The organism is Tumebacillus permanentifrigoris (genome assembly GCF_003148565.1).
Classification (GTDB): domain Bacteria; phylum Bacillota; class Bacilli; order Tumebacillales; family Tumebacillaceae; genus Tumebacillus; species Tumebacillus permanentifrigoris.
Genome location: NZ_QGGL01000001.1, coordinates 470,202 through 482,773, shown reverse-complemented (window position 1 = coordinate 482,773; position 12,572 = coordinate 470,202). Strand labels below are relative to the sequence as shown.

Sequence of the window (12,572 nt, the reverse complement as noted above, 5' to 3'; positions counted from 1 at the left end):
GCTTTTGTCAGGGGGAGTTGTCATCGTGATGCAAGACCTCTATCCGCAATATCGGCCGCTGTTGTTCTCGCTCGCCTATCGCATGCTGGGCACGGCGATGGACGCAGAGGATATGGTGCAGGAGACGTTCCTTGCCTTCGCCGAAGTCAACGACGAACGAAAATTGGGCATCGCCAACGTGCGAGCCTATCTGTGCAAGATGCTCACCAACCGCTGTGTGGACTTCCTGCGCTCGGCCAAGCACCGCCGGGAAGTGTACGTGGGTGTCTGGTTGCCGGAGCCAGTCGTGTTCCGAAACGTTCGATCGGATCACGATCCGTTGCACGAATTGTTGTGGCGGGATGACTTGTCGATGGCGTACCTGATGATGATGGAGACGCTAAGCCCGACAGAGCGGGCCGTATTCGTTCTGCGAGAAGCCTATCAATACGACTATGCGGAAATTTCAGAGCTTGTCGACAAGGAAGAAGCGAACTGCCGCAAGATCTACTCCCGCGTCAAAAACAAACTCGGGGTTGAGTTGGAAGCATGTCGGGTGGACTATGCACAGGACCAAGCGATGCTCAACCGTTTCCTCGCCGCTTTTTCCACAGGTGACGCAGGGCAACTGTTGAAGCTCTTGGCCCCCGATGCCACGCTGTATTCCGACGGGGGTGGAAACGTGCAGGCTGCGATCCGCCCGATCGTTTCGGGGCCTCACGTGCTGGCCTTCCTTCAGGGCATCACCCGCAAGTCCGCTGCCAACTCCTCGATGGAATTTGTCACGATTAACGGGCAACCGGGCCTGCTGTTCCGGATGAACGGTCAAGTGGACAGCACGTTTTGCTTCCATCAAAAAGAGGGTCTCATCCAAAGCGTCTACTTGGTTCGCAATCCGGAAAAACTGACCGCCATTCAGTAATTAAACGTTGTCTACGTTCCAAGCGAACGAAGACAACGTTTTTTCGTGAAACTTCCTCTGTCCGTTCCTTTCGTTTAGACTAGACAAGTACAGCTAGACGATGAAGACAGGGGAGAACCAAAGTGTCTGAGAATCACGAACATGCAGTACTGTTGCACGAGAGGTATCGCCAGAGCTTGGAAGCTGACTGTGAGAACTGCTTTGGCTTATGCTGTGTCGCGTTGCCGTTCGCAGCGTCTACAGACTTTGCCGTCGACAAAGACGCCGGACAGCCCTGCCGCAACTTGCAACCAAACTTCCGTTGCGGCGTCCATACGAACCTCAGGGACCTCGGTTTTCGAGGTTGTACCGTGTATGACTGCTTCGGCGCGGGGCAAAAGGTTTCTCAGGTCACGTTCGAAGGTCGCGATTGGCGGCAAGACCCAGGGTCGGCGCAGCAAATGTTCGACGTGTTCCGGATCATGAAGCAACTTCAGGAGTTGCTCTGGTATGTAGCCGAAGCGCTGACCTTGCAAGCGGCCCGTTCGATCCATCGTGAGCTCAGCAACGCACTCGACGAGATCGAGAGCCTCACTCAGCTGAGCCCAGATTCTATATCGGAGTTGGATGTTGTCGCCCTTCGAGCAGGGGTCAATGAACTTCTCCTGCAAGTAAGCCAACTCGTTCGAGACGAAGTTCGTCAACAGCAGAATTCCCACACGGGGCGTAAGAAGGCCCAATTCCGAGGGGGGAACCTCAGAGGCGCCGACCTCATGGGGGCAAAGCTTCGAGGTGCTGATCTGCGAGGAGCCAACTTGAGAGGTGCTTACCTGATTGCCGCTGACCTCCGAGGTGCAGACTTGAGAGCGGCCGACTTCATTGGCGCTGATTTCCGAGACGCTGACCTCCGTGGTGCTGATCTGACAGACAGTCTCTTTCTCACCCAAGCTCAGCTCAACGCGGCGAGAGGCGACGCTGACACCAAGCTGCCGAAGTCGCTCACTCGTCCCGCACATTGGATCACCAGCGAAGTATAAAGGATCGGGTTGCGCAGTTCAGGCAAGAGGGTCACCTCAAGCATCGAAGCATCTGCGAGTCCAGTTGGAGACTGGGCTAGTCGAGGTACAGGCGGTGACACTACATATCAGGAGGGATTTTCCATGATGAACAACATGATTTTCAAGGTAGAGGGTCAGGAACTTATCCTAGAGCGGGTTTTTAACGCGCCGCGCGAGCTTGTCTTCAAAGCGTTCTCTGAGGCGGAGCATCTGAAGCACTGGTGGGGGCCACGCGGCTGGACGCTTACGGTTTGCAACGTCGATTTCCGTCCGGGCGGCATCTGGCATTACTGCATGAAGTGCATGGATGAAAACCAAGGTGATTTTTTCGGATTCGAATCTTGGGGCAAAGCGGTCTACGAGGAAATCGTCGAGCTGGAGAAGATCGTCTACGTCGACTACTTCTCGGACGCAGAAGGCAATGAAACGGAAGGCATGCCCTCCTCCCATATTACGATGACTTTTGAAGAACTAGATGGAAAGACGAAACTCGTGAACCGTGCTCGATTCGCGTCCGCCGAAGCGCTCAAAACTGTCGTGGACATGGGGATGGAGCAAGGAATCACCGAAACGTGGGATCGTCTCGCTGAGCATGTACAATCGTTACGATAGCCTCTTTTTCAGCGAGCTCCGGCTTTGTCTAAGCGCTAGTGCATGCACATACACAAAAAGCTGATGACTGGTGAATCCAGACATCAGCTTTTTTTGCTAGAGGTCGAACCATCCTCCAGCCTCTGCAAATAATCACGCCGCAACAACCCCATCACGACCGCGTCCCAGTACCTCCCATTCATATACCACTTCTCCTTCAACGTCCCCTCATACGCAAATCCAAGCTTCTCTAAAACTCGTCTCGACCCGACATTCTCAGGTGCAGATGACGCCTCGATGCGATTCAAACCCATCTCCTCAAATCCAAATGCCAACACTCGCTTCAAGATCTCCGTCATAATCCCCCGGCCCCAGTACTCCCGAGCCAGATCATACCCGAGGTCTGCACTGGCGAACGGCCGAATCCAGTTGCTGATGATCACGGTACCGATCATCCGATCGTCTTCCTTGCGTGTGATGGCCCAGCGGAGCAGACGCTGTTCTCTGAATTCTGGTTCGATCATGTGGAACCGTGCTTCAGCTTGCTCGATGTTCACGAGTGGATCATAGTTATAGCGCATGACCTCTTCATCAGAATGCAAGGCAAACATCGCTTCCACGTCATCCAGACGCACTTGTCTCAAATGAAATGGCCCGCAGTCCAGTTCTGGAAATCGATCATATGAAAAGGGAAGAACAGCCATGAAATCCTACCTACCTCTCGTTTCAAGTCCTTGCAAGTTTCGCGAATGACCTACACGAATCCTGTCCCGCATCACGAAGGGGTCTTTTTTTGTTAAAATTACCCCATGATAAATACTTTCATCTATTTAAGTTACATTGACTCAATTGTATTGACTTTGTTATTCTGACGATGCGCACGATGAGATGTAAACGTATTCTTTTGAGGAGGAGAACGAATGAAAAAGGGTCTTCTAGTCTTTTCCACAGCCCTTGTTAGCCTGTCTGTTTTGACGGCCTGCAATTCGAAGGAAACGGCGGAACCAAGTACTGCATCTGGTGAGGTTACCATCCAATACTGGCATACACTAACAGAGGAAGACCGCGTGAAGGTTTTAAAAGACATGCTCCAAACCTTTGAAGCCGAAAACAAAGGCATCCATGTCGAGCAAGTCCCCGTACCGGAGGAAGACTTCCCGAATAAAATTTCCGCCGCGTTGGGAGCGAACAAATTGCCAGCGCTCATCGAGGGCGGCATCGACCAAATGCTGTTCCTCGGCACAGAAGGCGTGACCGATGAAACCGGGCATGAAGCGCTCATCAAGGAAGTCGGCCAAGACGATTTCTACAAAGGCGCCCTGGACACATTGAAAGACCCGAAACAAGCGGGCTATTACGGAGTCCCGATCGCCGGCTGGGTGCAAGGCATCTGGTATGACCAAAAACTCTTCAAGGAAAAAGGCTTAGAACCGCCTGCAACCTGGGACAACATCCTGAAAGCAGCCAAGGCGTTCCACGACCCGAGCAATCAAAAGTACGGGATCGTCATCGGCACAGCGAAGGAAGATTTCACGGAGCAGACCTTTAGCCAATTCGCGCTCTCCGACAATGCCCTCGTGTTTGGCAAGGACGGCAACGTCAAGTTCGACACCCCGGAAATGGTCGACTCCTTAACCTACTACAAAAATCTCTCCCAATACACGCCGCCCGGTGCCGAAAGCTGGCGGGAAGCGCGTGAGATGTATCTCTCCGGTCGCGCCCCGATGGTGATGTACTCGACGTACCTGATGGGCGATCTCTCGCAAAACCCGGAGCTGGCGAAAAACACCGGGTTCGCGATTCCCGAAAACAAAGGCAAGGCCTCTTTTGGCCAAATCACAGGCTTGACGATCACGAACACCGTCAGTGACCAACAGCGAGCAGCCGCCAAGAAACTGGTCGCGTTCTTCATGAAAAAGGAAAACAACATCAAGTACCTGCACATGTCGCCCGGCGGCTCGAACCCGGTTCGAAAATCGGTTACGCAAGACCCCGCCTATCTGGACAACGACGTCCTGAAAGCGTTCGGGTCGACGGCGAAGGACATCCCCGCCGGATTGGAAAATCTGCAACGCTTCGGGTTCCAAGACGGGGTCGTGTATCCGTCGATGGGCGACATCTCCGCCCAGAACATCATCGCAGAAGCGGTGTACGACATGACCGAACACGGCAAAGACCCAGCAGAAGTCGCGAAAACGGCGCAACAGAAGATGGAAAAATCGGTGAAAAAGTAGGGATGGTCGTATGCAGAAAAAAAGGAACTCCTTTAAGGCGAGCGAAGCTCGCCTGGGGTATCTTTTAATCGCCCCAGCATTTTTACTCGTCGCTGCCGTGATCTTCTATCCTGTGCTGTACAATGTCTGGCTGAGCTTCAACAAAGTGTCTCTGAATCCACGCCGACCCGACCTGTTTATCGGCTTGGAGAACTACCAGACGCTCCTCCAGGATGCGGCGTTTTGGCACTCGATTTGGATCACGCTGCTCTACACGGTGATCACGGTGCTCGGGGCGACACTGGCCGGTCTAGGGGCAGCCCTGTTGCTGAATCGTCCCTTGAAGGGCAGACGCTACTACCGATCGATCCTCTTGCTCCCGTATGTGGCCCCGGTCATCTCCTTGGTGTTTGTCTGGCAGTACATGTTCAATCCGGTGTATGGCATGGTGAACTATTCGCTCGTTGACAAGTTAGGTGTTTTCCAAGAGCGCATCGATTGGCTGGATTCCCCCGGTGCGTCCTTTTGGCTGGTGATCTTGTTTGACATCTGGCACATCTTCCCGTTCGCCTTCATGATGATCCTCGCCAAATTGCAGACGGTGGACGCATCGTTGCAGGAGGCAGCCGAGATCGATGGGGCCAATGGGTGGAAAAAATTCTGGTACGTCACACTGCCAGAATTGAGTTTCGTGATCGGCTCACTGATGATCCTGCGCTTCATCTGGAATTTCTACAAGTTCGATGAAGTGTACCTGCTGACCAAGGAAGTCCCGGTGGTCGGTGTGTACACCTATGAGACGGCCTTCTCCACGTACAATCATGGGTTGGCGGCGGCGATCACCGTCAGCTTGTTTGCGCTCGTCATGGTATTCGTACTTATTGCGGTGAGGAAGGTGTTGAAATGGTAACGCGAAACAAGCTGGTCAATCGCATCATCCTCTACACCCTCGTCACGCTGACCGTTGTCACGACGGTTTTTCCCTTTCTGGTCATGCTCAGTACGTCCTTGAAATCCAATGAGGACGCCATCTCCGTCATTCCACACTTGATTCCGAGCACGATTACGTTCGAACATTTCCGAGATGTGCTGAATCCGTCTGTCTTTCCCTTTTGGACGTATTTCAAAAACAGTTTTGAGATCTCATTCATCACAGCTCTGTTGTCACTGATCGTCGGCATCATGGGCGCGTATAGTTTTGCGCGATTGGAATACAAGGGGCGCGGGGTGTTGCAAAAAGGGGTCTTGATGATCTACATGTTCTCCGGGGTGTTGTTGGTCGTTCCGTTGTTCAAGATGGTCAATTTGGCGGGCCTCTACGACACCAAACTCTCCCTGATCATCACCTATCTGGTCCTGACGATGCCGGTGACTCTCTATATGCTCGGCAATTATTTCCGCACAATTCCCGAATCGCTGGAGGAAGCAGCCCTGATCGACGGGTTGAGCCGGGTGCAGGTCATCTACAAAATTGTCCTGCCGCTCTCGATGCCGGCGATCGTTTCTGTATTTGTCTATGTATTTATGATTGCTTGGAATGATTATCTATTCGCATCCGTGTTCATCACGTCGGAGGACAACATGACGCTGCCGATCGGACTCAGTCACCTGTTCCACACGAAACATTACGTGTGGGGACGGATGATGGCAGCCTCGCTGTTGACCGCCCTGCCGGTGGTCTTGATGTTTGGTTTCATGGAAAGGTACTTCACGGGCGGTTTGACCGATGGAGGGGTAAAAGGGTAGCAACCCAAGGAAATGGAGGGATTGGGAGATGTACAAACAACTGGTCGCGGTCGCGCCTCGTGAGGCCGCCCTCTTGTCCTATCAAGACCGCCCGATTTTGCCGCATGAAGTTCGGGTACAGGTTCAATACGCGTCCCCGAAGCACGGATCGGAACTGGCGGACTTTCGCGGGGAGACCCCTTTTTTAGACGAGCAATACGATGCGGAATGGCAGTTGTTTTTGCCACGAGCAACCCAAGCGGACAAGGGCGTCAAGTTCGGAGAGTGGAATCTGGGGAATCAATGGGTCGGCGTGATTCGCGAAGTGGGGGCGGATGTGCAGGACTATCTCGTCGGGGATCTGGTCTGCAGCTATGGCGGCATTCGCGAGACGCAGATCGTGCCTGCGGTGGACAATTTCCGGCTGCGCAAACTCCCAGCGGGGATGTCCTGGAAAAACGCAGTCTGCTATGACCCTGCGCAATTTGCTTTGGGCGGTATCCGCGATTCGCAGATGCGGGCAGGCGACCGTGTGGCGGTGATCGGCTTGGGGGCGATCGGGCAATTGGCGGCGCAGATGGCGAAGCAGTGCGGGGCTAGTTATGTCGCCGTCGTCGACCCGATTGCCATTCGACGAGACGTTGCGTTACAAGCGGGTGTGGACGATGCCTTCGACCCGCTGACGGAGGATGTCGGGTTGGCTTTGAAAAAAGCGACCGGCAAGCTCGGCGTCGATGTGATCATCGAAACCAGCGCCAACGCTCATGCGCTGCAAGCCGCGCTCCGAGGCTTGGCGTATGGGGGAACGATCGCGTATGTCGGGTGGGCGAGGGCATGGAGTGGGGGTCTCGATCTGGGACGAGAGGCGCATTTTAACAATGCGAAGATCGTGTTTTCCCGCGTCGCCAGCGAACCGAACCCGGACAGCCCGCGCTGGAATCGCCGGCGGATCGAGGATGTCTGTTGGGACATGCTCAGCTCCGGCAAACTGGATTGTGAAGGGATCGTGACCCCCGTGGTCGCGTTCGAGGAATCGGCTGCCGCATATTGTGAGTATGTCGACCGGAGCCCGGAGTTGAGCATCAAGTTGGGCATTCGCTTCGAGCAGGAGGGCGGAGGCGCGTGAGGATCGGGACGCAGGACAAACCGTTTTTTCCCGCCGACTTCGCTGGCAAGTTGCGCACGATCCGACTGATGGGATTTGAAACGTTTGAAGTCGATGGGAAGGCTGTGCTGGAACGTTTTGCGGAACTGAAGGCGGCCATCCGCGAGACGGGTGTCCCGATCTCCACGGCTTGTGGTGGGTATCAGGGGTGGATTGGGGATTTTCAGGAGGAACGGCGGCAACAAGCGATTGCGGAGATCGGGGAAATTCTCAAGCGCCTCGCGGAACTCTCCGGCAGGGGGATCGTCGTGCCGGCCGCATGGGGGATGTTCTCCAAGCGGCTGCCTCCGATGATCCCGCCGAGGTCGGAGGAGCAGGATCGGCAGGTGCTGTTGGACTCGCTGGAGCGGATCAACCGAGTGGCGCAGGCGACGGGCACATATCTGTATCTGGAACCGCTCAACCGCTATGAGGATCACATGATCAACAAACTCTCCGATGCGGTCTCGCTGTTGGAGGAGGGGCAATTTTCGCATGTGAAAGTGATTGCCGACCTCTACCACATGAACATCGAGGAAGCGAGCATCGAGGACAGCCTCCGCAGGGCGCAGGCGTATCTGGGGCACATCCACCTCGCGGACAGCCACCGCTACCAACCGGGTGACGGGCATCTGGACTTTGTGTCCGCGTTTCAGGTGCTCCAGGAGATCGAGTATGCGGGGGACTTGGTGTTCGAGTGCCGTGTGATGGGGACTCCAGAGGTAGAGCGGTATCGGGATTCGGTGGAGTATGTGAAGCGGTGTCTGGAGCGCGCCGGGCTCTAGAGGTGGAAAAAGCGAGATCCCTTCGTGCAAGGGATCTCGCGGCTTTTTACCGCTCGGAGTCGGACTTCAGCCGTCGATTCCGAACCGTCCCGCGCACGATGATCTCGTGGGCGATCGTGACGCTCTGCAGGTCTTGGTCGCGGTTTTCAATGCCTTGAAAAAGCAACTCGCCCGCGGACTTGCCGATCTCATAGATGTTTTGGGCAACGGTGGTCAGCCCGGGGGAGATCATCCGCGAGAGTTCGAGATTGTCAAACCCCATCACCGACACATGGCGCGGGACTTCCAGACCTTGCTCATGCAAAAACTTCATCGCGCCGATCGCCATCGCATCGCTCGCCGCATAGACCGCTGTGAGGTGCGGCATCTTCGCATACAGGCGCGACATCGCTTCATAGCCCGCGTCAAAAGTCATCTCGGCATAGACGACATGTTGCTCTGAGACCGGCACTTGGTGGTCCTGCATCGCCTTGCGATACCCTTCATAGCGTTGCACATTGGGGACGAGCAGGTGCGAGGGGCCGCTGATAAACCCGATCTCCTGATGCCCGTTGTTGATCAAAAATGTCGTCGCATCGTAACTCGCTTGCACATCATCGACCCGTACAGAGGGGAGGTCCCACGCCCGGCCTTCTGTCGAGGCCAGCACCACGGGGATGTTCAAGGCATCGAAATTCTTTTTATAAAACTCGGTGATCTCGGTGCTGGCAAAAATCAGACCATCGACTTTCTTTTTCACAAAGTATTTTACATACTCCAAGAACCGTTCCTCGTTTTGGATCGTGTTGCAGATGATCACGTTGTAGCGCTTGGAGAGCGCCACTTCCTCAATCCCCGACAACATCTCGGCATAATAAGAATTTCGGATATCGGGAATCATCGCTACGATGACCATGCTGCGGTTGTCGCGCAGCCCGGAGGCAAACGGATTCGGCGCGTATCCTAGCTCCTCGATCACTTGCAGGACGCGCTCGCGCATCTCCTTGCCAACAGAATCCGGGTTGTTGAACACACGGGAAACGGTGGAGATCGAGACATTGGCCTGTTTCGCCACATCATGAATCGTAGGGTTCATACTCACACCTCTTCCTCTTGCACTGAGACCAATGTACCTGAAAATGGCACACACGAGCAAGTGAGTAGTTGACAAAAGATTAGATTTATGAGAAATTCTCAGCAAGAAAACGTTTTCTGAGCGCTGATGAGGCGGTCTATCCCATATGGACATCAACGCTAGAAAACGTTTTATCCGACCTGGAGGGATCAACGTGACTCAAAAACTTAGAGTAGGCATCATCGGTTGCAATGGCATTGCGCGTGGTAAGCACATGGCGAGTCTGAAGAAACTGGCCGAGGTGGAGATGGTTGCTTTTTGTGACATCGTAGAGAGTGCCGCCATCTCCGCACGGGCGGACTTTGGCAACGAGGACGGAAAAGTCTATACCGATTATCGAGAACTGCTGCAGGATGCCTCGATCGACGTGGTACATATCTGCACGCCGAATGACACGCACGCGGAGATCACGGTGGCTGCTCTGGAAGCAGGCAAGCATGTCATGTGTGAAAAGCCGATGGACAAGACGGTCGCCGGTGCCAAGGCGATGGTCGAAGCGGCGCGCCGCACGGGCAAGAAGCTGTCGATCGGGTACCAAAACCGTTTCCGCAGCGACAGCCGCTACTTGCACGAGATCTGTGAGCGTGGCGACTTGGGTCACATCTATTATGCGAAGGCGCATGCGATCCGCCGCCGTGCGGTGCCGACGTGGGGCGTGTTCTTGGATGAGGAGAAGCAGGGCGGTGGCCCGCTGATCGACATCGGGACACACGCGCTGGACCTGACGCTGTGGATGATGAACAACTACAAGCCGAAACTGGTGGTCGGCACCACCCATCATCAACTGGGCAAGATGAAAAACGCGGCCAATGCGTGGGGCCCGTGGGACCCTGAGAAGTTCACGGTGGAAGACTCGGCATTTGGCTTCATCGTCATGCAGGATGGGGCGACGATCGTGCTCGAATCGAGCTGGGCGCTGAACTCGTTGCAAACGGGGGAAGCGAAATGTACGCTGTCCGGCACCAAGGGTGGCGCTGACATGCTGAATGGTCTGCGCATCAACGGAGAGGACCTCGGTCGCTTGTACACGCGTGAGATCGAGTTGGAAGGCAAGGGCGTGGACTTCTATGACGGCAGTACGGAGAGCGCCGCTGATCTGGAAGCGCGATCTTGGATTCGGTCGATCCTCGAAGACACCGAGCCGGTTGTGAAACCGGAGGAAGCGTTGGTGGTGACGGAGATCTTGCAGGCGATCTATGACTCCGCCAAAACGGGCGAGGCGATTTATTTCGATGAATCAGGACAAAGGAGATAACCGAGATGAGCACAGGAATCCGCGTTACGGTCTGGAATGAATATCGGCACGAACTGAAAAACGAAAAGGTGCGGGAGGTCTACCCGAACGGAATTCATCAGGCGATCGCCGAACCGCTCGCTGAGCAAGGACACGCTGTGCGCACCGCCACGCTCGATGAGCCGGAACACGGGCTGACAGACGCTGTGCTGGACGCGACAGATGTGCTGATCTGGTGGGGCCATGTCGCGCATGATGAAGTGAGCGACGCGGTGGTAGCCAAAGTGGTGGAGCGCGTCTGGAAGGGCATGGGGCTGATCGTCCTGCACTCCGGCCATTTCTCGAAAGTCTTCAAGCGCCTGATGGGGACGTCCTGTGATCTGAAGTGGCGGGAAGCGGGCGAGAATGAACGCCTGTGGGTCGTCGATCCGACGCATCCGATCGTCAGTGGGATCGGGGAGTATATCGATCTGGAGCACGAGGAGATGTACGGGGAGCACTTTGATATCCCGACTCCTGATGAATTGGTGATGGTCTCGTGGTTTGCTGGCGGCGAAGTGTTCCGCAGCGGTTGCACGTTCCGCCGTGGTGGCGGCAAGATCTTCTACTTCCGCCCTGGCCATGAAACCCATCCGACCTATCACAACGCCCAGATTCAAAAAGTGATCGCCAATGCGGTAAACTGGGCGCATTCGACGCAAGGGCCGACACCGGTCTACGGCAATGCCAAACCGTTGGAAGTGCTGACCAACCAAGAAGCCTAATCGCAACGTGAGAGGAAGGGAACGAGATGAAACTGGGTGTATTTATGGTGCTGTTCGGGGATCGATCCTTGACCGAAGCGCTCGATTATGTGGCGAAAAGCGGTCTGGACACGGTCGAGATCGGCACAGGCGGCTATCCGGGCAAGGCGCATTGCGACCCTGCCGAATTGCTGGCCGACAAAGCCAAACTGCGTGCATTTGCGCAGGCCGTGCAAGATCGCGGCTTGGAGATCAGCGCCCTCAGCTGTCACGGGAATCCGCTGCATCCGAATGCAGAAGTCGCCCGCCAATATCATGAGGACTTCGAAAACACCGTGCGCCTCGCCGCCGAGCTGGGCGGTCTGGATGTCATCACTTTCTCCGGCTGTCCGGGTGAGTCCGACACGTCGCAGAACCCGGTCTGGGTGACCTGCCCGTGGCCGGAGGAGTTCACGAAGGTGCTCGACTGGCAGTGGCAGGAGAAAGTGATTCCCTACTGGTCCCGCCAGCACCAGTTTTTACAGGAACATGGCGTGCGCGTCGCCATCGAAGCGCATCCAGGGTTCGTGGTCTACAACACCGAGACCATGCTGCGCCTGCGTGAGACCTGTGGCGACACGATCGGCATGAACTTTGACCCGAGCCACCTGTTCTGGCAAGGCATGGACCCGGTGGCGTGCATCAAGGAATTGGGGCAAAAGGACGCGATCTTCCATTTCCATGCCAAAGACACCGCATTTGACACCCGCAACATGTCCTTGCAAGGAGTGCTCGACACCAAGAGTTACCGCGACGAATTGCAGCGCTCTTGGATTTTCCGCACCGTCGGCTACGGACACGGGGAAAAAACATGGCGTGACATCATCAGCGCCCTGCAATTGGTCGGCTACAACGGCACGCTCAGCATCGAGCACGAGGACAGCCTGATGGCGGTTGACGAAGGGTTCCAAAAGGCGGTTGCCTTCCTGAAGCAACAGGTGATCCGCGAGAAGCACGACAACGTCTGGTGGGCTTAGCGCCACGATGAAACCCTACCCGAGTAGGCAAAAAAAGCTCCTGTGCACACACGCACAGGAGCTTTTTTC

General features: G+C 55.3%; 13 protein-coding genes. 11 read left to right on the top strand and 2 right to left on the bottom strand.

Annotated elements, in window-relative coordinates:
• The first annotated feature begins 28 nt into the window (after window positions 1-28).
• The 3 genes from C7459_RS02150 to C7459_RS02140 all read left to right on the top strand — a co-directional run bounded on the left by C7459_RS02150 (window position 29) and on the right by C7459_RS02140 (window position 2,550).
• Window positions 29-901: an RNA polymerase sigma-70 factor gene (locus tag C7459_RS02150; protein ID WP_245884367.1), complete on the top strand. Its 873-nt coding sequence runs from the start codon at window positions 29-31 to the stop codon at window positions 899-901.
• 122 nt (window positions 902-1,023) lie between these two features.
• Window positions 1,024-1,917 (top strand): pentapeptide repeat-containing protein, encoded by an 894-nt coding sequence (locus C7459_RS02145; RefSeq protein WP_109685786.1) that lies wholly within the window; start codon window positions 1,024-1,026, stop codon window positions 1,915-1,917.
• A 123-nt stretch (window positions 1,918-2,040) separates the two neighbouring features.
• Window positions 2,041-2,550 (top strand): SRPBCC domain-containing protein, encoded by a 510-nt coding sequence (locus C7459_RS02140; RefSeq protein ID WP_109685783.1) that lies wholly within the window; start codon window positions 2,041-2,043, stop codon window positions 2,548-2,550.
• Window positions 2,551-2,633: 83 nt separating this feature from the next.
• Here the strand turns inward: C7459_RS02140 and C7459_RS02135 are convergent, their stop codons facing one another.
• Window positions 2,634-3,164: a GNAT family N-acetyltransferase gene (locus C7459_RS02135; protein ID WP_245884366.1), complete on the bottom strand. Its 531-nt coding sequence runs from the start codon at window positions 3,162-3,164 to the stop codon at window positions 2,634-2,636.
• A gap of 285 nt (window positions 3,165-3,449) precedes the next feature.
• Here C7459_RS02135 and C7459_RS02130 point away from each other — a divergent pair, with 285 nt between their 5' ends.
• The 5 genes from C7459_RS02130 to C7459_RS02110 are packed head-to-tail and all read left to right on the top strand — an operon-like array spanning window position 3,450 to window position 8,396.
• Window positions 3,450-4,763: an ABC transporter substrate-binding protein gene (locus tag C7459_RS02130; RefSeq protein ID WP_109685778.1), complete on the top strand. Its 1,314-nt coding sequence runs from the start codon at window positions 3,450-3,452 to the stop codon at window positions 4,761-4,763.
• A 10-nt stretch (window positions 4,764-4,773) separates the two neighbouring features.
• Window positions 4,774-5,652, top strand: a complete 879-nt coding sequence (locus C7459_RS02125) for a carbohydrate ABC transporter permease (RefSeq protein WP_109685775.1) — start codon at window positions 4,774-4,776, stop codon at window positions 5,650-5,652.
• The gene (locus C7459_RS02120; protein ID WP_109685773.1) at window positions 5,646-6,488 is read left to right on the top strand and encodes a carbohydrate ABC transporter permease; all 843 of its coding nucleotides are present in this window, start codon (window positions 5,646-5,648) and stop codon (window positions 6,486-6,488) included. Before C7459_RS02125 ends, C7459_RS02120 begins: the two co-directional genes overlap by 7 nt.
• 28 nt (window positions 6,489-6,516) lie before the next feature.
• Window positions 6,517-7,593, top strand: coding sequence for a zinc-dependent alcohol dehydrogenase (locus tag C7459_RS02115; protein WP_109685772.1), 1,077 nt, complete (start codon window positions 6,517-6,519; stop codon window positions 7,591-7,593).
• The gene (locus C7459_RS02110; RefSeq protein ID WP_109685770.1) at window positions 7,590-8,396 is read left to right on the top strand and encodes a sugar phosphate isomerase/epimerase family protein; all 807 of its coding nucleotides are present in this window, start codon (window positions 7,590-7,592) and stop codon (window positions 8,394-8,396) included. The genes C7459_RS02115 and C7459_RS02110 overlap by 4 nt, the downstream gene beginning before the upstream one ends.
• 46 nt (window positions 8,397-8,442) lie before the next feature.
• Here the strand turns inward: C7459_RS02110 and C7459_RS22930 are convergent, their stop codons facing one another.
• Window positions 8,443-9,471: a LacI family DNA-binding transcriptional regulator gene (locus C7459_RS22930; RefSeq protein ID WP_170119208.1), complete on the bottom strand. Its 1,029-nt coding sequence runs from the start codon at window positions 9,469-9,471 to the stop codon at window positions 8,443-8,445.
• Between the two features lie 193 nt (window positions 9,472-9,664).
• On the opposite strand from C7459_RS22930, the gene C7459_RS02090 reads away from it, so the two are divergent.
• From C7459_RS02090 to C7459_RS02080, 3 genes are read left to right on the top strand one after another with little or no spacing between them, the layout of a single operon-like run.
• Window positions 9,665-10,765, top strand: coding sequence for a Gfo/Idh/MocA family protein (locus C7459_RS02090; RefSeq protein ID WP_211320320.1), 1,101 nt, complete (start codon window positions 9,665-9,667; stop codon window positions 10,763-10,765).
• Window positions 10,766-10,770: 5 nt separating this feature from the next.
• Window positions 10,771-11,508: a ThuA domain-containing protein gene (locus C7459_RS02085; protein ID WP_109685763.1), complete on the top strand. Its 738-nt coding sequence runs from the start codon at window positions 10,771-10,773 to the stop codon at window positions 11,506-11,508.
• Window positions 11,509-11,534: 26 nt separating this feature from the next.
• Entirely contained in the window at window positions 11,535-12,503 is a 969-nt protein-coding gene (locus tag C7459_RS02080; protein ID WP_109685762.1) for a sugar phosphate isomerase/epimerase family protein, read from the top strand.
• Window positions 12,504-12,572: the final 69 nt, after the last annotated feature.